This is a genomic window from Desulfurispirillum alkaliphilum (assembly GCF_055378285.1).
The window spans coordinates 883,745-903,743 of sequence record NZ_AP042405.1 but is presented as its reverse complement, the minus strand read 5'-3'; the positions used below and the strand labels follow the sequence as shown (position 1 = coordinate 903,743).

15 protein-coding genes are annotated in these 19,999 nt (G+C 53.2%); 14 read left to right on the top strand and 1 reads right to left on the bottom strand.

Translation table 11 applies throughout. From position 1 onward, the window contains the following. Positions 1-62 precede the first annotated feature (62 nt). From ACZ46I_RS04270 to ACZ46I_RS04205, 14 genes are all read left to right on the top strand, one after another. Entirely contained in the window at positions 63-1,013 is a 951-nt protein-coding gene (locus tag ACZ46I_RS04270) for an RsmB/NOP family class I SAM-dependent RNA methyltransferase (protein ID WP_464281530.1), read from the top strand. Further along, a complete protein-coding gene (locus ACZ46I_RS04265) occupies positions 1,013-3,220 on the top strand; it encodes a patatin-like phospholipase family protein (protein WP_464281529.1) in 2,208 nt (735 codons plus the stop codon). Before ACZ46I_RS04270 ends, ACZ46I_RS04265 begins: the two co-directional genes overlap by 1 nt. 84 nt (positions 3,221-3,304) lie before the next feature. Continuing rightward, complete coding sequence (uvrB, locus tag ACZ46I_RS04260; protein WP_464281528.1) at positions 3,305-5,287, top strand: excinuclease ABC subunit UvrB; 1,983 nt, start codon at positions 3,305-3,307, stop codon at positions 5,285-5,287. Positions 5,288-6,070: 783 nt separating this feature from the next. After that, the gene (locus tag ACZ46I_RS04255) at positions 6,071-6,838 is read left to right on the top strand and encodes a hypothetical protein (protein WP_464281527.1); all 768 of its coding nucleotides are present in this window, start codon (positions 6,071-6,073) and stop codon (positions 6,836-6,838) included. Positions 6,839-6,915: 77 nt separating this feature from the next. After that, positions 6,916-7,917 (top strand): alpha/beta hydrolase family protein, encoded by a 1,002-nt coding sequence (locus ACZ46I_RS04250; protein ID WP_464281526.1) that lies wholly within the window; start codon positions 6,916-6,918, stop codon positions 7,915-7,917. Between the two features lie 19 nt (positions 7,918-7,936). Next, complete coding sequence (locus ACZ46I_RS04245) at positions 7,937-8,302, top strand: SMI1/KNR4 family protein (RefSeq protein WP_464281525.1); 366 nt, start codon at positions 7,937-7,939, stop codon at positions 8,300-8,302. A gap of 108 nt (positions 8,303-8,410) precedes the next feature. Then, on the top strand, positions 8,411-9,568 hold the full coding sequence (locus ACZ46I_RS04240; RefSeq protein ID WP_464281524.1) for a DUF4062 domain-containing protein: 1,158 nt from the start codon (positions 8,411-8,413) through the stop codon (positions 9,566-9,568). A 73-nt stretch (positions 9,569-9,641) separates the two neighbouring features. Next, complete coding sequence (locus ACZ46I_RS04235) at positions 9,642-10,559, top strand: restriction endonuclease (RefSeq protein WP_464281523.1); 918 nt, start codon at positions 9,642-9,644, stop codon at positions 10,557-10,559. Between the two features lie 94 nt (positions 10,560-10,653). Then, complete coding sequence (locus tag ACZ46I_RS04230; RefSeq protein ID WP_464281522.1) at positions 10,654-11,589, top strand: hypothetical protein; 936 nt, start codon at positions 10,654-10,656, stop codon at positions 11,587-11,589. A gap of 448 nt (positions 11,590-12,037) precedes the next feature. Next, entirely contained in the window at positions 12,038-12,772 is a 735-nt protein-coding gene (locus ACZ46I_RS04225; protein WP_464281521.1) for a hypothetical protein, read from the top strand. Between the two features lie 404 nt (positions 12,773-13,176). Next, positions 13,177-13,461, top strand: a complete 285-nt coding sequence (locus ACZ46I_RS04220; RefSeq protein ID WP_464281520.1) for a DUF7674 family protein — start codon at positions 13,177-13,179, stop codon at positions 13,459-13,461. A gap of 64 nt (positions 13,462-13,525) precedes the next feature. Further along, positions 13,526-14,363 (top strand): IS5 family transposase gene (locus tag ACZ46I_RS04215; RefSeq protein ID WP_464280308.1). Its coding sequence is split into 2 segments (ribosomal slippage): positions 13,526-13,930 and positions 13,932-14,363, totalling 837 coding nucleotides; the frame shifts between segments, so codons are not numbered across the junction. A 603-nt stretch (positions 14,364-14,966) separates the two neighbouring features. Then, entirely contained in the window at positions 14,967-15,749 is a 783-nt protein-coding gene (locus ACZ46I_RS04210) for an HNH endonuclease (RefSeq protein ID WP_464281519.1), read from the top strand. An 82-nt stretch (positions 15,750-15,831) separates the two neighbouring features. After that, the gene (locus ACZ46I_RS04205) at positions 15,832-16,821 is read left to right on the top strand and encodes a hypothetical protein (RefSeq protein WP_464281518.1); all 990 of its coding nucleotides are present in this window, start codon (positions 15,832-15,834) and stop codon (positions 16,819-16,821) included. 868 nt (positions 16,822-17,689) lie between these two features. Here the strand turns inward: ACZ46I_RS04205 and katG are convergent. Further along, positions 17,690-19,885: a catalase/peroxidase HPI gene (katG, locus tag ACZ46I_RS04200; RefSeq protein WP_464281517.1), complete on the bottom strand. Its 2,196-nt coding sequence runs from the start codon at positions 19,883-19,885 to the stop codon at positions 17,690-17,692. Between the last annotated feature and the right edge of the window lie 114 nt (positions 19,886-19,999).

The window sequence follows — 19,999 nt, the reverse complement described above, 5'->3', positions numbered from 1 at the left end:
GCAGACAACACCGCAGATGGAGGGTTTTCGACAGCTTGAGAAGAGAATCAGAGGTTCATGACATGAGTTACAGCAGCCCCCTGCCTGCAGAGTTTCTGCAACGCCTGGCCTCCATCGTACCGCCATCCCGGTACGACCAGGTCTTTGCCACCTTTCACCAGCACCGAACCTGCTCCTTTCGGGTGAATACGCTGCGCAGTTCCACGGCGGACGTGCTGACAGAGCTCTCAGCCCTGGACATCAGCTCCAACCCGGTTCCCTGGTGCGCGGAAGCTTTTGTGGTGCCCCACGGGCAGCGCTCCCTGCTGAGTACTTCCGCTGCTTTTTCTGAGGGCCGTATCTATATACAGAATCTCTCCAGCATGGCACCCGCACTGCTCCTGAATCCCCGGCCCGGCGAACAGGTGCTTGATCTGGCGGCCGCCCCCGGTGGCAAGACCCTGCACCTGGCGGCTCTGATGGAAAACCGCGGCTGGATATCAGCTGTGGAGGCGGTCAAGGACCGCTTCTTTCGCCTGAAGGCCAATGTGGAAACCTTTGGGGCTTCCATCGTACACACCTATCTGCGCGACGGGCGCACCGTGGGCCTGGCCTGTCCAGAGCACTTTGACCGGGTGTTGCTGGACGCGCCCTGCTCTTCGGAGGCCCGTTTTCACGCCGACAATCCTGCCAGCTGGCAGTTCTGGAGCCCCGCGAAAATCCGTGAGGCGGCCCGCAAACAGAAGCCCCTGCTCTTTTCGGCCTGGCAGTCCCTCAAGCCAGGGGGAACCATGGTCTACTGCACCTGCTCCTTCGCGCCTGAAGAAAACGAAGCCATGGTGGCGGCGCTGCTGAAAAAATATGGTGACGCGGTGGATATTCTGCCGCTGGAGCTGCCCTTCGCCAACACCATACCCGGCCTGACCCACTGGCAGGGCAAGGAGTTCGACCCGCGCCTGGAAAGAACCAGGCGCATTCTGCCCGACGCGTTCATGGATGGCTTTTACCTGGCTCACCTGCGCAAGGTGCCGTGATGCAATACCTGCGAAGCACCCTTTTGCTCCTTTGTCTGCTGGTCGCCACGGCCATGTCCGGCTCAGCCCAGGAGTCGCCCCGCGTCGCCCTGGTGCTCAGCGGCGGCGGAGCCAAGGGCATCGCCCATGTGGGAGTGCTGCAGTTTCTGGAGGAGATGCGCGTTCCCGTGCACTGCATCGCGGGAACCAGCATGGGAGCGCTGGTGGGAGGTGCCTACGCCAGCGGCTTTTCGGTACAGAAGCTGGAAGAAGCCATCAGCAGCGCCGACTGGGAGCGCCTCTTTTCCAGTACGCCCCACCGCTCCTTCATTCCCTTCCACCAGAAACAGGAAGACTGGCTCAACTTTTTCGACTTCACCATCAACATGCAGGGTACGCGCATCTACCCCGTTGCCGGGTTGATCAACACCCACAATCTGCACTTTTTCTTCCGGGAGCTGACGGGATTCCAGCCGGTGATGGACTTTGACCAGATGCCCATCCCCTTCCGGGCCATCGGCACCGATCTGGAAAGCGGCGAAGCCGTCACCATGAGCAGGGGCGATCTCTCCACAGCCCTGCTGGCCAGCATGAGCGTCCCCGGCGTCTTTCCTCCCGTATACCATGAAGGTCGCCTGCTCTTCGACGGCGCCCTGGTCAACAATCTGCCCATCGCAGTGGCCCTTCGGGACTGCAAGCCCGACCTCATCATCGCCGTCAACATCAGCCCCGATACCGATACCGGCGCCCGGGCGGATGAGCCTGCTTCCATCCTGACAGTGGCCCAGCGCATCACCGAAATCCCCGTCCAGTACAATGTGCGCCATGGACTGCAGGAACTGCGCCCCTACGACCTCCTCATCAGCCCCAGAGTCGGCAGCTATTCGGCCAGCGATTTCACCCCCGTACGCCCCCTGATCGCCGAAGGCTACCGGGCCGCTGCCCTGCTCTACGACCAGCTGCGGCCCCTCAGCCTCAGCCCGGGCGAATACGACCAGTGGTATCGCGAGCACCGTACTCCCCTGGCCCACTCGCTGTCTATCCGCACGATCAGCCTGCCTGAGCTGACCCGCGTCAATCCCGACGTGCTGCAGCGACGCCTGCGGCTCGACCCGCAGCAGGCCTTTGACCAGTCCACCCTCCACGCCAGCCTGAACCGCATCTACGCCAGCGGAGACTTTGAGCGTCTGGATTACCACCTGAGCGAGGAGCCCGGCAACGGCACCCACGTTATCATCAGCGCCACGGAGAGGCCCGGTGGCGATTTTCTGCGCTTTGGCATGGAGCTTTACACTGACTCTGAAGGTGACTCCCGCTTCACCGCCCTGGCAAGCTATCGCAAAACCTGGCTGAACGGCCTTGGCGCCCAGTGGCGCAATACCTTCAAGATCGGCCACGAGCGGCAGCTGTACAGCGAGTTCAACCAGCCCCTCTTCCTGGGCAGCGAGCTCTTCCTCGCCCCCCACATCAGCTATCACAGCCAGCCTCATCAGGTGTATCAGCAGGAGCAGCCCATTGCCCGTTACAACGTCAGCCACTATGGCACCGGCCTGGAAATCGGCACCCATGTGGGGCGCTGGGGTGAAGGGCGCCTGGGCATCGTGCGCCGCTTCCACAGGGCCACCGTCCAGGTGGGGGATTCCGCCCTGCCCGAGGAAGAGCAGTGGCAGACCGGCTATACCGCCAGCATCACCTATGACCAGATGGATAATCCCGCCTTTCCCACCCAGGGCAGCGCCTTTGCCCTTGACTGGTACGCCACCCTGGACAACCCCGACAGCCAGACCTCCTACCGGCGCGTTGAAGGCCGCGCTGCCCACGCCCTGAGCTGGGGCAGAAACAGTGTCGTACTCTCGTTCCGGGGCGGCAGTGGACTGGACACCGATATACCCTATTTCGACCAGTTCCGCCTGGGAGGGTTCTTCAACCTGAGCGCCTATCGCGGCGAAGAACTGGTGGGCGAGCGAGTGGCCCTGGCACAGCTGATGGCCTTTCGCCACACGGGCAGCCTGCCCGTGCTGGGTAAAGCCTACAGCGGAGTGCTGCTGGAAACCGGCAACGTGTGGGATGAACCGGACTTCTCCCACGACAACCTGCGCCACAGCCCGTGGTCAGCCAGCCTCTTCACCGCCCTGGACACCGGGCTCGGCCCCCTCTACCTCTCCCTGGCCCATGGCAGTGAGGGCCGGGGCGCAGCCTACCTCTTCCTGGGAATCCCCTATTACTGAGCCGGTAATCCGGACAGATGAAAGTGGAGACCGCGTCCCGCACCTGCTATACTGCAGAGAAACTTCAGCCAGAGGGTGTTTTCCATGCAATTCCGCGTCGTCTCCCCCTACTCCCCCGCCGGCTCACAGCCCCAGGCCATCGAAAAAATCACCCGCCACATCACGGAGGGCACAAAGCACCAGGTGCTGCTGGGGGTAACGGGCTCGGGCAAAACCTACACCATGGCCAAGATCGTGGAAGCCGTGCAGAAACCCACCCTGGTCATCGCCCACAACAAGACCCTGGCGGCCCAGCTCTATCAGGAGTTCAAGGAGTTTTTCCCCGACAACGCCGTGGAATACTTCGTCAGCTACTACGACTACTACCAGCCCGAAGCCTATATTCCCACCACCGACACCTTCATCGAGAAGGACTCCAGCATCAACGAGAAGATCGACCGCCTGCGCCACAGCGCCACCCGCTCCATCCTGGAGCGCCGCGATGTGCTCATCGTCGCCTCCGTCAGCTGCATCTACGGCCTGGGCTCCGCCGAATTCTACCTGGACATGGTCATTCCCGTGGATGTGGACAGCGAAGTGGACATGGAGGAGCTGGCCGGAGAGCTGGTGCGCGTGCAGTACACCCGCAACGATACCGACTTCCGGCGCGGAACCTTCCGCCGCCGGGGCGACATCATCGAAATATTCCCCTCCTACGAAATCGACTCCGCCATCCGCATAGAGTTCTTCGGCGACACCGTGGAAGCCATCTGGGAAATCGACCCCCTGACCGGCGAAAAGCGCCGCAGCATCGAAAAGCTGCGCATCTACCCCAACAGCCACTACGTGGCCGACAAAAGCATCATCGAGCGGGCCATCGGCAGCATCAAGGCCGACCTGAAAAAGCGCCTGGACTATTTCCGCAGCGAAAACAAACTGCTGGAAGCCCAGCGCATCGAACAGCGCACCAACTTCGACATCGAAATGCTGGAGGAATTCGGCTTCTGCCAGGGCATCGAAAACTACTCCCGCTACGTGGATGGCCGCAGCGAAGGCGAGCCGCCCCACACCCTGCTCAGCTACATGCCCGACGACGCCCTTATCTTCATCGACGAATCCCACGTCACCATCCCCCAGGTGCGCGGCATGTACAACGGCGATCGCAGCCGCAAAATGACCCTGGTGGACTACGGCTTCCGCCTGCCCGCCGCCCTGGACAACCGCCCCCTGAACTTTGAAGAGTTCAACAGCATCCTGCCCCAGGCCGTCTACGTCTCCGCCACCCCCGCCGAATACGAAAAGGAACTCTCCGACCACACCATCACCGAACTCATCATCCGCCCCACCGGCCTGCTGGACCCGGAAATCGAAGTGCGCCCCTCCACCGGCCAGGTGGACAACCTCGTCTTTGAACTGAAAAAAGTCATCGCCGAAGGCGGCAAAGCCCTCGTCACCACCCTCACCATCCGCCTCAGCGAAAACCTCAGCGACTACCTCATCCAGCTGGGCATCAAAGTCAAATACCTGCACTCCAAAATCGACACCATCGAACGCAGCGAAATCATCCGCGACCTGCGCCTGGGCGTCTATGACGTCGTCGTCGGCATCAACCTGCTGCGCGAAGGCCTGGACATCCCCGAAGTGCAACTCGTCGCCATCCTGGACGCCGACAAGGAAGGCTTCCTGCGCAGCGAACGCAGCCTGATGCAGACCGCTGGCCGCGCCGCCCGCAACCTCAAAGGCCGCGTCATCATGTACGGCGATAAAGTCACCCAGAGCATGCAAAGCGTCATCGACACCACCGCCAAGCGCCGCGCCATCCAGCAAGCCTACAACGAAGAACACGGCATCACCCCCCAGGGCATCAGCAAAGCCATCGGCAAAGACCTGATCCCCGAACTGGCCGAAGAACGCCAGGAACGCCTGCAGGGCAAAGTGGACATCGGCCAGCTCGCCGACTACCAGATCCGGGAAAAAATCGTGGAACTGCAAACCAAAATGCAGCGCCACGCTGAAGAACTGGACTTTGAATCCGCCGCCAGTGTGCGGGATGAAATATTCCGGCTGCAGAAACACCTGGGGGAGTAGGGAGCCTGGAAAGGCAAGGGACGTGGAACCGCGAATGAACGCGAATTTACACGAATGGGGAAAATTTCACGCAAAGACTGTGGGGAGGGGAAACCGGAAGAGCTTAACCACGGAAATCACGGAAGACACGGAAGTTACCGCGAATAAACGCGAATAGACGCGAATGGAAAGGCAGGATCTCACGCCCGTTCGCTATGCTCACTCAAGTCGCGAAGACACAGAGGAAAATACAAGATTAACTGATTTGGCTGCCCATCTTCTTTGCGTTCTCAGCGGCTTTGCGAGAGGAGATTGTCTTTTCTGAAAAGATAATTTTAAAGAAAGTGTCTTTCAATACCTCAAAATACGCTGGCAATTGAAAAATGCTCAGGTGCAAGGCGAGCAACACCGAAGATGAGGGTTTTTCAGCAGCCTGTAAAGGCAGGTTTCTCGCCAAGGCGCGAAGTCGTCAAGGGGAAAACAATGGATAAATTCCCCATTTACGAGCTATGCAATAAATTGTATTTGCGCGTAACGTTTACTGTGCTACTATGCGAACTGAACCTGGCTTGACGCTGGATTAGTACGGTTTTGCAGGTTGCATATTTGACGGATAAACTTTGGTAAATGCGCATCTATGCAAAAAGTTGTCGTTTCTGCAAGGGTTACAGCCCGAGCTTCAGGATGGGAGATTTTATGTGTCACTTTGGACTTTTTTTCAAAAAGTGCATAGCGTCAGTTTTGACGCCTAAATGTAGTTATGTGGCTATTCGCACGAAATCTGACCGATAGGCTGATGAGAGAATGGACTTCCTGAAAACAGCTAAGAAAAATTCAGAACTACTGGCTCTGTACAATCAGATCAATGCTTGGAGGACGATAGTGCCGGAGAAATCCGAAAGCACTGGTCCCGAGTGGGGCTCTTACGTCGATGACGGAGGAAATGCTGTAGTCGTCTATGCTAAGGCGAAAAACAAGCAATACAGTCTCGCCCACGAACTCCTGCATTTTCACACGCAGATGTCCGGCTATCGGAGGATGAAGTCTTGCACCACGACACTAGATCCTACCAAGCTAAAGCGACTTGTGGACTGCCTGGATAATGAGCTTCAACACCATCGTATGTTTGAGAAGTTCCAGGAACTCGGCTATCCAGCCAAGGACTTTTACAACGAAGATGATTATGGAACTGCAGACTATTTAGACGGTGCACTAAATAATTACGATGAACCGGACTTACTGACAGTAATCCCTGATTATATGACCTTGATTGCACCGGGTGGCACACTGACTAGGCGGGAGAAAAACACTTTTTCGGCTAGATTTCGCAGTATAGCGACATCAGCACAGGTTTTCGACATAATCGATGAAGCAATAAATGAATGGAAGAGTCTGGATTCCTTCAATCAAGAGCAGACGGTTTCCAAGATTCTGTCGGTGATCCCAGGCGATCATTCAAGTTGGATAGGATTTGATGATGGGCGTGGCTTCCCTAACACCGGATTTTTCGTGGGTGAACATCTATCACTTGAAGATTACGCGCAAGCAATGGCATCAAGCCGGGCCACATAACAAGTCGCTCAAGTACGTTCCGGCCCTGATGGGCCTACACCGGACGCGCCAGAGGCGCGCCGCTTAGCTTAAACGTTATGCGTCTCGCAATCACTGAACCTATGCGCCTTCTCAACCTCTTTGTTCTGTCGCTCGCTTTCGCCTTGCCTGGATGCACGACCATTCAGCGCACCGCCCACATGTACAGCAGCGAAGCACCCCAGCCGCTCTCGTTTCAGTACAAGGATGGCGGTTTAAGCACGTACTACTCCTTCATCGTCGGTGACGCTTCGCACGCGGATACCGTGGTTTTCTTCTATGGCGCAACAGGCTGCCCCAGTTGGAAGTCCGTAATGCCTGGCTACGTCAACGGCCTCACGGTCAACGCACGCGTTTTTGTCCTTAACAAGCGATTTGTTTCTGACCGTTCCATGGGGCTGTTCGACTGTGGCCGCGACTTTCATCTCGCAAACAATCCAATCCAATGGGTCTCAGACTATTCAGAATTCATCGCTGCGCAAATAGGTTCCGTAACGCCCAAACCAAAGAACGTCGTCTTGGTTGGTGTCTCAGAAGGCGCGTTACCCGCAACCAAAATTGCCGGGCTGTCTCCTGCAATTACCCATCTTGCCATCATCGGCAGTGGTGGCTACTCAATGCGTAAATCTCTTGCCACACTCGGGCAAAGGGGCGCTATACAGTTCGACGTCAACTCGGGCTGGGAGAAGATTGCCGCTGATCCTCGCAGCATCGAAAAGAATTGGTATGGCAACCGCTATCGCTGGTGGTCGGACATCATGGATCTCGACCCCCTTCCCGACTTTCTCAATTTGAATATCCCCATTTTGATCGGCATTGGCGAGCGAGACGAGAGTGTCCCGGTCGAATCTGCCCATTTCCTCGAAACGAAGTTCAAAGAAGCGGGCAAAGACAACCTCATCGTTCGTGTCTATCCCGGTGCGGATCACCGCTTAAGCGGCAACGGCGTGTCTTACCGCACCGATTTTTTTGCAGAGTTGGGGCGCTTACTACAACAGACGCATAACATTGCGGTAGAGAGGGACGCTTCGCCGCAAAGCGGCTCGCGCCCCTCACCTTAACGTTGGGCGGAGGGCTGACATGAATCACACAGAATATATACCGAGCGACGAAGTTATCGACTCTGCTCAAGAATTGCTCGGTGTGAGGTTTCACCCTGACTACATCGCGTTCATTAAATCAGGGTATGACCTCGGGGACTCTGTTCTTGAGCCACTAGAGATCGATAAACCCAAGTCTTACGTCGACATGTATGCATACTGCAAGGAAGCATGGGAGTTTTGGGGTGTCCCGAGGAGCTTACTGCCGATCGTGCATGACAACGCAGACTTCTACTGTGTCAATCAAGTAGGTGGGGTGGAGTTTTGGTCACACGATGCCCGCGCTGTAACTGAATCTTGGTCGACGTTCGGCGATTGGGTTGCGGCTATGAAGGCAGAGGCGTGAGCATCGCCCAACAAGGCCAGGCACGGCGACGGCTTTTTCGTTGCGGCTTCGCCTCCACTACAAAGCCGCGCGTGCTGGCGGCGTTAGCCATCGCAAAGAGAAGATCAGATGCGCATTTTCCTCAGTTCAACTGCCTACGACCTATCGGATCTCAGGGTATTCACCGTCAACTTACTGGAGAAGAGCGGGCACGAGGTCCTGTTTCATGAGAGCCCAACTTTTCCCGCTCGTGTAGGCCTCCACTCTCACGACCAGTGCATCGAGGCCGTCGCAGATTCTGATCTCGTGATCTGCCTTATCGACCAACGCTACGGCGGGAAATACGCCGGCGCAAGAATCGCATCAATTCCAGATCAAAAACTTTCCGTTCTTGGTGCTACGAAATCAGGGAAACGAAAGAAGTTTGAGGTGGTGGTTCCCGCCAGATCATTATCAATTACTTGGGTTGAGTTGATTACCGCTCACGAGAAGGCAATTCCAGTTGTAACATTCGCTCGTCAGAGAACGCTTGATGAGAAAGAAACCAGACGGCGAAATCAATTTCTTGCGTCGTTCATGCCAGCCTACGCTGAAAGGAGCGAACTCTTTGACCTCCTCGATTGGATTACAAAGCAGAAGGTGAATAACTGGATAGCACCGTTTCACTCCATAGTGGACTACGAGAAAAAGCTCGCAACATGGATGCGTGAACTTGAGCGCACAATTGCCACACCGAAGGAAGAGGAAGAAGAGGCGGCAACAGAGAGAATGAGGGTTTGCGTAATCGTGGAGGGGGAAGTAGATCGAGTTTTCGTTTCCTTCTTGGTCGGAAAACTGGATCTGCATCAGCAGTTTGTGATCATTCCTACATACGGAAAATACAACGTCTTAAACAACTTCAAGACGGTCGTAGCACAGTACGGCAAGATTTTTGAGCACGTGATCGTCCTTCTAGATAGCGATGCTAAAACCGAAGCCGAACTCGAACAGAATCAACGCCAGTTGCAATCTATTATCCAGGACAGCGAAGCTGAAAACATCACATCGTTCTTTGCACACCCGTCAATTGAGGCTTGGATGGCTGCTGGCCTCATTTCGGATGATGAGTCGCCTTTAGGGTTTGTCACAAAGGACGTCTTCATCCAGAGGTTTGGGAAGGCATCGATAAATCACGTCAGAAACCTACTCGTTCACCAGTTTTCATACGACCGAGCGATGGCAAGGTCTCGCGACTTTCATCACTTTGTTGAATTCCTGCTAGGCCTTGGCCGAAGAAGAAATGGCTAACCATCCATTCCACCGGACCGCCTCCGGCGGCCAGTGAATTCAAACGTTATAGGTAAAAAAATGGGAGTACCACTTGGCTGTACCTGACTTTCAATCACTGATGCTGCCGTTGCTGAAGTTTTCGGCTGACGGTGAAGAACATACGATGCAGGAAGCCCGAGAAGGGCTGGCAGTAAAAATGGAGCTATCTCAAGATGATCTCGAAGAAAAACTGCCAAGTGGCCGGCAATCTACATTCGCAAATCGTGTGGCATGGGCAAAAGTGTATCTGACTCAGGCTGGGGTCTTGGAGTCTCCCAAGCGGGGAAAATTCTATATTTCTGACCGCGGCAGGAAAATCCTTTCAGAAAACCCTGATCGAATCAGTATCAAGTACCTGGAACAGTTCGAAGAATTTCAGGAATTTCGGCAGGCAAGCAACAAGAACCGCACTCAACCAGTGACCCATGCGGACGACGGCGACACCTCGTCTACGACACCTGAAGAAACGCTAGAGCAAGCATATCAACAGCTTCGGGACGAAGTCGCCAATGAGCTTCTTTATCTCATTAAAGGCAATACACCGGAGTTTTTTGAGAAACTTGTCGTTCACCTTATCGTTTCAATGGGGTATGGCGGTTCGGTGAAAGAAGCCGGGAAGGCTACGCGGAAAACAGCGGATGAAGGCATTGACGGCGTTATCAAAGAAGACCGTCTCGGGCTGGAGACGATATATCTTCAAGCAAAACGCTGGGAAGCAACGGTTGGGCGTCCGGAAATTCAGAAATTTGTTGGAGCTCTTCATGGTCAGCGGGCCAAGAAAGGTGTATTTATTACCACCAGTCGTTTCTCAAAAGAGGCGCTGGATTATGTTAGCCAGATCGATCCGAAAGTCGTTCTGATAGATGGCACCGACCTTGTTCAGTTAATGATCGATCATGGGGTAGGTGTTAGTTCTGCGGCTATATACGAAGTCAAGAAAGTGGATACTGACTTCTTCATCGAAGATTGACCGATAAACCTATAACAATTTGCTGCACTCGGATAAATGACTCGCTGCGCTCTTAATTTAGCGGTGAGCAAGGCGTTAGCCTTCATGGAGAGTTATGAGTAAACCTTTAATTTACCTAGATCAAAATATCATCGGCTTGCAGTTGCAGGGCATTATCAACCTGAGTAAACGAGATGATTTAATTTGGGTTTACTCAAAGGAGCACTTTGCAGAGATTCGACGCTCTAATGAATCTGAGAAATATTTAGGTGTGCTCGATGCTATAGATGCGAAATTATTAGACCTTGTTCTTGATAAAAACTGGAAAATTACTGGTGAAGCTAGATTAGTTGAGAACGGAACCCCATATGAACATTATGATAGCTACATTGAAGCAACTGGCAATGTAGATTTCGATGACACCATTTTCGACCCATTCCAAGTATGGGTTAACGGTGGTGGAGACGAAGGTCCATTAAAAGAACTTTCTGAAAAATTCGCACAGCAAATCTTAAAGCTCGCTTCTGATTTACCTTTTGATACTACAGAAATGGCCGAAAAAGTTCAGCAGATAAAGCCCGGATTTGATTCCATGATCGATGAGATGATATCAAATGGAAATGATATCCATAAGGCCAGGGCGGCTTTCGGAGATGAAAAAGGCTCCATCGGTAGTATATCAGGTGAGAAACAGATTGAGAAAATCTGGGAAATAATATCTCCAACGATGCACGAGGCAGATATTAGTTGTGATCAGTTTTTTGGCTTTGACCCCATCGATAAGCAGGGTTACGTTATTTGGCCAATTTATCTAGGAATAATTGGATGCAATTCGATGCTTGATATATTAGGTTTTCAAGCAGAGAAAAAGTGCAGGAAACTAAACAAAATTCATAACGTAAGAAGTGATGCTGGTCATATAGCGATGGGGGCATATTGCTCAGCAATCATGTCTGAGGATAAGCGTTTAGTTAAAAGAGCAAAAGCCATCTATGAATATAAGAACATAGGAACTTCTCCTATTCTGTTCACGCGAGAGGCTAACGGATAAGGTTAGATTGTGCTCGCGAAGCGAGCCACGATCTGAACCGTTTGTTGGACGAGCCCGGTTATAGAAAATAGCTTTTTTGATCTCATGGTTGCTTAGTCAGATTTTCGAAAGGTTGCGAAGCAGGGAGATATGACGGGCTTTTCTTTTGCTAAAGACCCCCTAGCTTGAGGTATTTGTGGTGCTTGTACAGTTTATTGAAACTCGGATCTTACGGCATGGTGGTGTTCATTGTAATCTCCTCGATACTTGATAGAGAGCGGTAGACGCTCCGCTGCTACCATTACCGAATACGGTGAGATTACAAGTGGTTCATCGCGGTGAAATGGGTTCGATCGGTATTTGTCTGCCGCGTAGCGGCTCCGTCCAACAAGCTGCTGCATGTTGAAAAATTACTCGCTGCGCTCCAAATTTTCCGGTGAGCAAGGCGTTAACTCTTAGGGGAACAGCAATGCATGATCGAATTCCGACAGCCTTTATTTCGTTCGCCGCTACGGAGCTGACAAATAACGGTCTGTCCGGCCCAAAACTGGTAGAGATAACATCAGCCTACGCCGCTGATTTTACGGTCGATATCCCGCACGCTAGATATCCTTTTGATGCGCCAAACAAACGGACGGCACTTCTTGACAACCTGCTAAAGTTTTCCCCTAAGCAGCAGTATCAAATAATTCGAGAGCTTTGTGATCGGCTGAATGCAAACGGGGATATAGCCCAGCTTGTCACTCTAAAGACCAAATTGTTCAGAGAGTACCGAGACTTTGCAGATCAAGATAATCTTACAGCTATTCACGAGACCCAGATCATTGAGGCGAGACATTGGCTAGCCGACTATCCAGATGCAAAGAAGCTTTTTGATGAGGCGCTTGAAAAACATAGTCATGGTGTTTTTCAGCGTAATACTTTGGATGATCTTAGGCTGGCTCTTGAAATTCTTGTCCGCCAAATATTTGAAAACCATAAAACCCTTGAGAATCAAATTTCAACTATCGGTCAGTACGTAAAAGATCGGGGTGGCTCGCCACAGTTGGCAAATATGTTTGAGAAGCTTGTGGATTACTACACAAAATATCAAAATACCTACATTAAACATGATGATTCAGTCATTACAGCTGAGATTGAATTTGTGTTCGAGTTAACCAGCTCGTTTGTTAAACACTTTTTAAGGCTCAGAAGCGCTAAGTGATATCAAAGTCAAGCACTGCGGCGGCGTTATGTGTAAAGCAGAGAATATGGCATTCAAGTCGAATACAGAGTTATTTGAGGCTATTGAAAGGCTGTCGAAAGACCTGACTTCAACCGGTCAAGAAGATGCGAGCTCTATAATTGCGAAGGGTATGTCTGGCTTAAATGGCCTGACAGATGGTTGGGCCTATTTGCTAGACCATTTGAGCTTGGTCAAAAAACAGTATGGTTCTTGCCTTTCTACACAGCAAAGTAAGACGCTTTCTCATATACAACTAACTGTATATAAGGTTGTTCATCGCGCATAAATCACATAGCCAAGCAGTTAAGTTCGCGCACTTCGTGCGCCGGACCTCGTTTCACTCGACCGCTTATGTCGGACGTTATGCATGAGGGGGGTGTGTATTGATAATTGATAAAGAGGAAATGATAAAGCTGCTCTGCAAGAGCTATCCAGGCTTGAGGGATAAGATTGTTTATCGAGCTAACGATTGGATGTCTGAAAACGGTAGCATTCTCTACATTACCTTAATCGGTTCTTTATCAGCATTAGTCTTGGAAAGGTTCAGTGAAGGAAACTATGAAAATAGTGATGGGCTTTTCGCCTCAGTGGAAGCTCTTCTTGAAAATGGCGACGATCAAGTTAAGGAAATCATCGCCACAGGGTTCTTAGAACTTGTCCATAAATAATCATTGACCCGAGCAATGTTTCGCTGTAGAATGATCCACAAAAGATCATTCATGGCGGTGATTTATGTCTAAAGTGCAATCATGGGAAGTTTCAGATGCCTTCTGGCAAAGAGTTGAGCCTTTACTGCCAATCCAGCAAAGAGATCCTGACAAGATCTACAAGCGCAAGCCTGGTGGTGGGCGCAAGCGACTTGACCCCAGGAAGGCGTTTTCCGGCATTGTCTATGTGCTGCGCACCGGTTGTCAGTGGAAAGCGATACCCAAGGAGCAGTTTGGTTGCGCCAGTGCAGTGCACAAGTACTTCATTGAATGGAGTAAGGCCGGTGTATTCGAAGCTATTTGGCGTCAGGGGCTGGCTGAGTATGACGAGATGGAGGGGATAGCTTGGGAGTGGCAAAGCATAGATGGCGGAATGTACAAAGCTCCAATGGCTCTTGAAACCGTAGGGAAGAACCCGACGGATCGGGGAAAAAAACGGGAGCAAGCGTCATGTCCTGGTGGACGGTCGTGGCGTCCCGTTGTCCATCGTCGTAACCGGAGCGAACCGGCATGATGTGAGCCAGCTTGAAGCCGTTCTTGATGGCGTAGTCTTCGAGAAGCCTGCAGAGCAGGAGCAGCATCTTTGCGCAGATTGTGGCTACAAGGGAAAGCCGGCGCTCAGCAGCATTCTTCAGCGCGGATACATACCCCATGTAAAGCAGCGAAAAGAAGAGATCGAGGACAAGAAGCGTGACCCATCAAAGAAGGCGAGGCGCTGGATAGTGGAAGCATCTATTTCCTGGTTCAACCGTTTCAGGAAGATTCATGTGCGCTTTGAGAAGCTTGAGGTCACTCACTACGGATTGACGTGTCTCGCGGCGGCGATAATCACATACAGGAAAATCGGCGTAATTTATGGATAAGTCCTTAGAAAGCATGCAAAACCAAACAGACTTGCCATGCAAGTATTGGGCTCCGTTACTGGGCAGCTATGCTACAGAGTTTTGTCGAGGGATGGACGAATTCTATGGTGTAAAAACAGAAGGTCTGCGCTGCTACAATGCATAACGAATAAGGTTAAATTGTGCTCGCGGAGCGAGCCACGATCTGAACCGTTTGTTGGACGGGTCCGGTTATAGAAAATAGCTTTTTGATCTCAGGGTTGCCCCATTAGGTGTTCAAACCATCAAGATGTGGGGAGAGATGACGGGCTTTTCTTCTGCTGAAGGCCCCCTAGTTTGAGGTATTTGAGGTGCTTCTGGTATAGTTTGTTGAAACTCGGATCTTGCGGCATGGTGGTGTTCATTGTAATCTCCTCGGTACTTGATAGAGAGCGATAGACGCTCCGCTGCTACTATTACCGAATACGGTGAGATTACAAGTGGTTCATCGTGGTGAAATGGGTTTGATCGGTATTTGTCTGCCGCGTAGCGGCTCCGTCCAACAAAGTGCTGCACACGGATAGATTACTCGCTGTGCTCGCAATTTACCGGTGAGCCCAAGCGTTAGCCCATGAAGGAGGTTCCGTGGAATTTGTGAAAATCTACAAAACGCAAGTCCCGAACTCCGCTCGGACACTCGACCGAAAGGTGGAACTTGCGCCACTGTTGGAAAAAGCCAAATCTTCAGCTGTTAGGTTGTTTCTCTCGTCTATCCTTAAGCACGAACATCTTAACTTTTGGGATTTTGGCGTTAGGGCCACTCCGCAGATTTCGGTTGGTTCACCCGTAAAGATCATTTGCGGAACCACCTGCTACTCTGGCGTGGTCATTTACAAGATAAATGACTCAACCGGTGAGCTTGGAGACCTCTTGGGTTGGGCACGCCAGTTCAGGGCGCCCTGGAAAAACGTCTGTGCCTTGGACATCCAATCCTCCTTGCCGATCACCATCCAAGAGCTTAAGCAACTTGTATCCACTTCCACGGAGACTGCACCTAGTTTTTTTAAACGCACCGCGCCCAACAGAAAACCGGAAGCACTTATTGAGGGCAGCATCGTCGAGCTGAGCTTAACTGCTTTCGAGCGTGACCCAGCAGCAAGGGAAGCTTGTATAGCGCATTACGGTACAAGCTGCCAAATCTGTCAGTTCGACTTTGGCGCCGTCTACGGCGATCTGGGCAATGGCTTCATCCATGTGCATCATGTTGTCCCGCTTTCGCAGGTCCGAGGGGCCCACATTGTTGATCCTGTTAAAGACCTTATTCCTGTCTGCCCAAACTGTCATGCTATGTTGCATATCAATCAAGGGGCAGCTATCCCAATCGAGCAACTCAAGAAAATAGTGGCTCGCGGAAAGGGCCAACAATAGTGTCAACGCGGATTTCTTTTTCCGCTGACGCTCCAAAAGCAACCGGTTACGCTGAGCGCTAGCTCGGAAAAGAAGGAAATGCATGAGTCAGGCGCAACTACTTGTATACTTCGACCACAACGTCCTAGATCGCATGACGAAAGGTGATCCTGATGGGGTCGCTGGCTTCCTAAAACGCGCATCTTTGACTCCCGTGTATTCAAGCGAAAACCTCTCTGAAATCAGACGTTCCGTCGGACATGAAAATAAATTTCTTGAAATTCTAGAGAGAACAGGTGCACTACACCTTGTTCCAGTTCTAGATAAGAACTTCAGGGACACAGGGTCGGCGGAGATACGGTCGGTAAATCCGTTTGACGCGTTTGCCAGTTACGTCGAGAATGTGAACTCGATGCCCGAGCACAGTTTTGGGTTAACCGGGATGTTGCAAAAGTTCTATGATGGGCGAAAAACTCAATCTTTCGAAGAAATATTCTTGGCAGGAGCAAACGAGTTATGCGTGTTGCTTGAATCCGCCATGGAAGAACTTGGAGATAACCCAGGTTTCACGGAAGAAATACGGGCGGCGGTAACCGCGTTCCCAGAGGTTCTGGGGGAGCAGTACAAAGAGATTGGGCAGCAGTTGGATGCAGAGCCGGAGATATCCGTGAAGAATTTTGATCAAGTCACAGGCTTAGGGCCGAAAGTCTTGAAAAATATAAAACCACCGGGAGTTCTGCTAAAGATCTGGGATCTAGTCCAAGAGCGGCTAGCGGTTGAGGAAATTGAGTTTGATACGTTCTTTGGCTTGAAGCCTTTCCCGTTTGAGGCTGATGCTGGCCGCGAGAGAACACCGCTTGAGAAGGTCAACGGGATTTACCATCAGCTCAACTATATTGGCTACTATCGGGACTCAAAAATGAGCCGAGAGCGGCGATTCCGTGCATCTTTCAGTGATATGACGCATGCCGGATTGGCGACATTCTGCCATCTGATGATTTCCAGGGACACTGATCTCGTGATGAAGGCTGCGGCCGCGTATGAATATTTGGGGTTAGGCACACGTATATTGCACTACGAAGCTAATGATTAGTTCAACCCGACAAGCTTCTCCGCGCGCTCCGGACCTAGCGGATTAAATGACACTTCAGGACACCCACTTTGCCTTTGACACGACATCTTCGTGAGGGCAGAGCAATTCTGCCCATTCGCGTATATCCCCGTTCATTCGCGGTGGAAACTGCCTTTCCCTCTGCCTTTCTTTGCGCCTTTGTGGGCTTTGTGTGAAAACCTCTTCGTTTTTGAGCAGTCGCTCGTTGCTGCTTTTCCCTGGCGTCTTCGCGACTTGAGTGAGCGCAGCGAACGGGCGTGAGATCCTGCCTTTCCATTCGCGTTTATTCGCGTCTATTCGCGGTAACTTCCTTGTCTTCCGTGATTTCCGTGGTTAAGCTCTTCCGGTTTCCCCTCCCCACAGTCTTTGCGTGAAATTTCCCCCATTCGCGTATATTTGTGTTCATTCGTGGTGGAAACTGCTTTTCCCCCTGCCTTTCTTCGCGCCTTTGCGGGCTTTGTGTGAAAACCTCTTCGTTTTTGAGCAGTCGCTCGTTGCTGCTTTTCCCTGGCGTCTTCGCGGCTTGAGTGAGCGCAGCGAACGGGCGTGAGATCCTGCCTTTCCATTCGCGTTTATTCGCGTTTATTCGCGGTAACTTCAGTGTCTTCCGTGATTTCCGTGGTTAAGCTCTTCCGGTTTCCCCTCCCCACAGTCTTTGCGTGAAATTTCCCCCATTCGCGTTTATTCCCGTTCATTCGCGGTGGAAACTGCTTTTCCCCCTGCCTTTCTTTGCGCCTTTGCGGGCTTTGTGTGAGAATTTCTTTATCTGTGCGGTCTGCGGAAATAATTATGCCCCCTGTACCACAAAGGCACAGGGGGCAATCATCATTGAGGTTTCTGGGGGTGTCAGTTACTTCAGGTCAAAGCGATCCAGGTTCATGACCTTGTTCCAGGCGGCGACAAAGTCGCGCACGAATTTTTCTTTGGCGTCGCTCTGGGCGTAGACTTCAGCCAGTGCCCGCAGCTGGGAGTTGGAGCCGAACACCAGGTCAACCCGGGTGGCGGTCCACTTCACTTCTCCGGTTTTGCGGTCGCGGCCTTCAAAGACGTCTGCGGCTTCCGAGGCGGGCTTCCAGGCGGTGCCCATATCCACCAGGTTGACGAAGAAGTCGTTGGTGAGTGTGCCGGGGCGTTTGGTGAAGACGCCGTGGCTGGTCTGGCCAACGTTGGCGCCCAGTACGCGCAGGCCGCCGACCAGCACGGTCATTTCGGGGGCGCTGAGGGTCAGCAGCTGGGCTTTGTCCACCAGCATTTCCTCGGGCCGCACGGCGTACGCCTTTTTCTGGTAGTTGCGGAAGCCGTCTGCTTTTGGCTCCAGTACGGCAAAGGAGTTGAGGTCGGTCTGCTCCTGGCTGGCGTCGGTGCGTCCGGGGGTAAAGGGGACGGTGACGGTGACGCCGGCGTCCTGGGCGGCTTTTTCCACGGCGGCGCAGCCTGCGAGGACAATGATGTCGGCCAGGGAGACTTTCTTACCGCCTGTCTGGGCGCGGTTGAATTCCTGCTGCACGCTTTCCAGGGCGCTGAGGACTTTGGAGAGCTGCTGGGGCTGGTTGACTTCCCAGTTTTTCTGGGGTGCCAGGCGAATGCGGGCGCCGTTGGCACCGCCGCGCATATCGGAGCCACGGAAGGTGGAGGCCGATGCCCAGGCGGTGCAGACCAGTTCGGCGGTGGAAAGCCCTGCGGCCAGCACTTTCTGTTTGAGGCTGGCGATGTCCTGATCGTCAATCAGGGGGTGATCGACGGCGGGGACGGGGTCTTGCCAGATCAGGTCTTCGGCGGGTACTTCCGGCCCCAGGTAGCGGGATTTTGGGCCCATATCCCGGTGGGTCAGCTTGAACCAGGCGCGGGCGAAGGCGTCGGCAAAGGCTGCGGGGTCCTTGTGGAAACGGCGCGAGATGGGTTCGTAGATGGGGTCCATGCGCAATGACAAGTCGGCGGTGGTCATGATGGTCTTGACCTTTTTGGAGGGGTCGTGGGCTGCCGGGGCCAGGTTACTTTCCGCCGGATTGACGGGAACCCACTGGTAGGCACCGGCCGGACTTTTTTCCAGGTTCCAGTCGTAGCCGAAGAGCATGTCGAAATAGCCCATGTCCCACTTGGTGGGGTTGGGGGTCCAGGCGCCTTCAATGCCGCTGGTGATGGTGTCGTCCCCTTTGCCGCTGCCGTGGCTGCTGATCCAGCCGAGCCCCAGCTCTTCGACGGGGGCGGCTTCGGGTTCGGGGCCAACCTGGGCGGCATCGCCTGCGCCGTGGCACTTGCCGAAGGTGTGTCCACCGGCCACCAGGGCGACGGTTTCCTCGTCATTCATGCCCATGCGGGCGAAGGTTTCGCGCACGTCCTGACCCGATGCCAGCACGTTTGGCTCACCATTGGGGCCTTCGGGGTTCACGTAGATCAGCCCCATCTGCACGGCGGCCAGGGGATTTTCCAGTTGTCTGTCGCCGCTGTAGCGCTTGTCACCAAGCCATTCCGCTTCGGAGCCCCAGTAGATGTCCTCTTCGGGCTGCCAGATGTCCGCGCGCCCACCGCCAAAGCCAAAGGTTTTGAATCCCATGGATTCCAGGGCGCAGTTGCCGGCCAGGATCATCAGGTCGGCCCAGGATATTTTATTGCCGTATTTTTGCTTGATGGGCCACAGCAGACGGCGCGCTTTGTCCAGGTTGGCGTTGTCGGGCCAGCTGTTGAGGGGTGCGAAACGCTGATTCCCCGTGTTACCGCCACCGCGTCCATCTCCCATGCGGTAGGTTCCGGCGCTGTGCCAGGCCATGCGAATGAACAACCCGCCGTAGTGGCCATAGTCAGCGGGCCACCACTCCTGGGAGTCGGTCATCAGGGCGTACAGGTCTTCTTTCAGCGCTTTCAGGTCCAGCTTTTTGAACTCTTCGGCGTAGTTGAAGTCGGGGTCCATGGGGTTTGAGGCGGGGGCATGCTGGTGCAGGATACTGAGGTTGAGTTGATTGGGCCACCAGTCACGGTTTGAGGCTCCCTTGCCGTGGGTGCTGCTGGCGGTTTTTCCGGTTACGGGGCATTTACTGTGCTCGCTCATCTTTCGCCTCCTTCAAAGTGGGTTCAGAAACGTTACAGCCAATGTTGCAATGCCGGTGAAATTGCAATCGGTAAAATCAAAATACCACAGCCCGAAAAGCAATAATATCTTTTT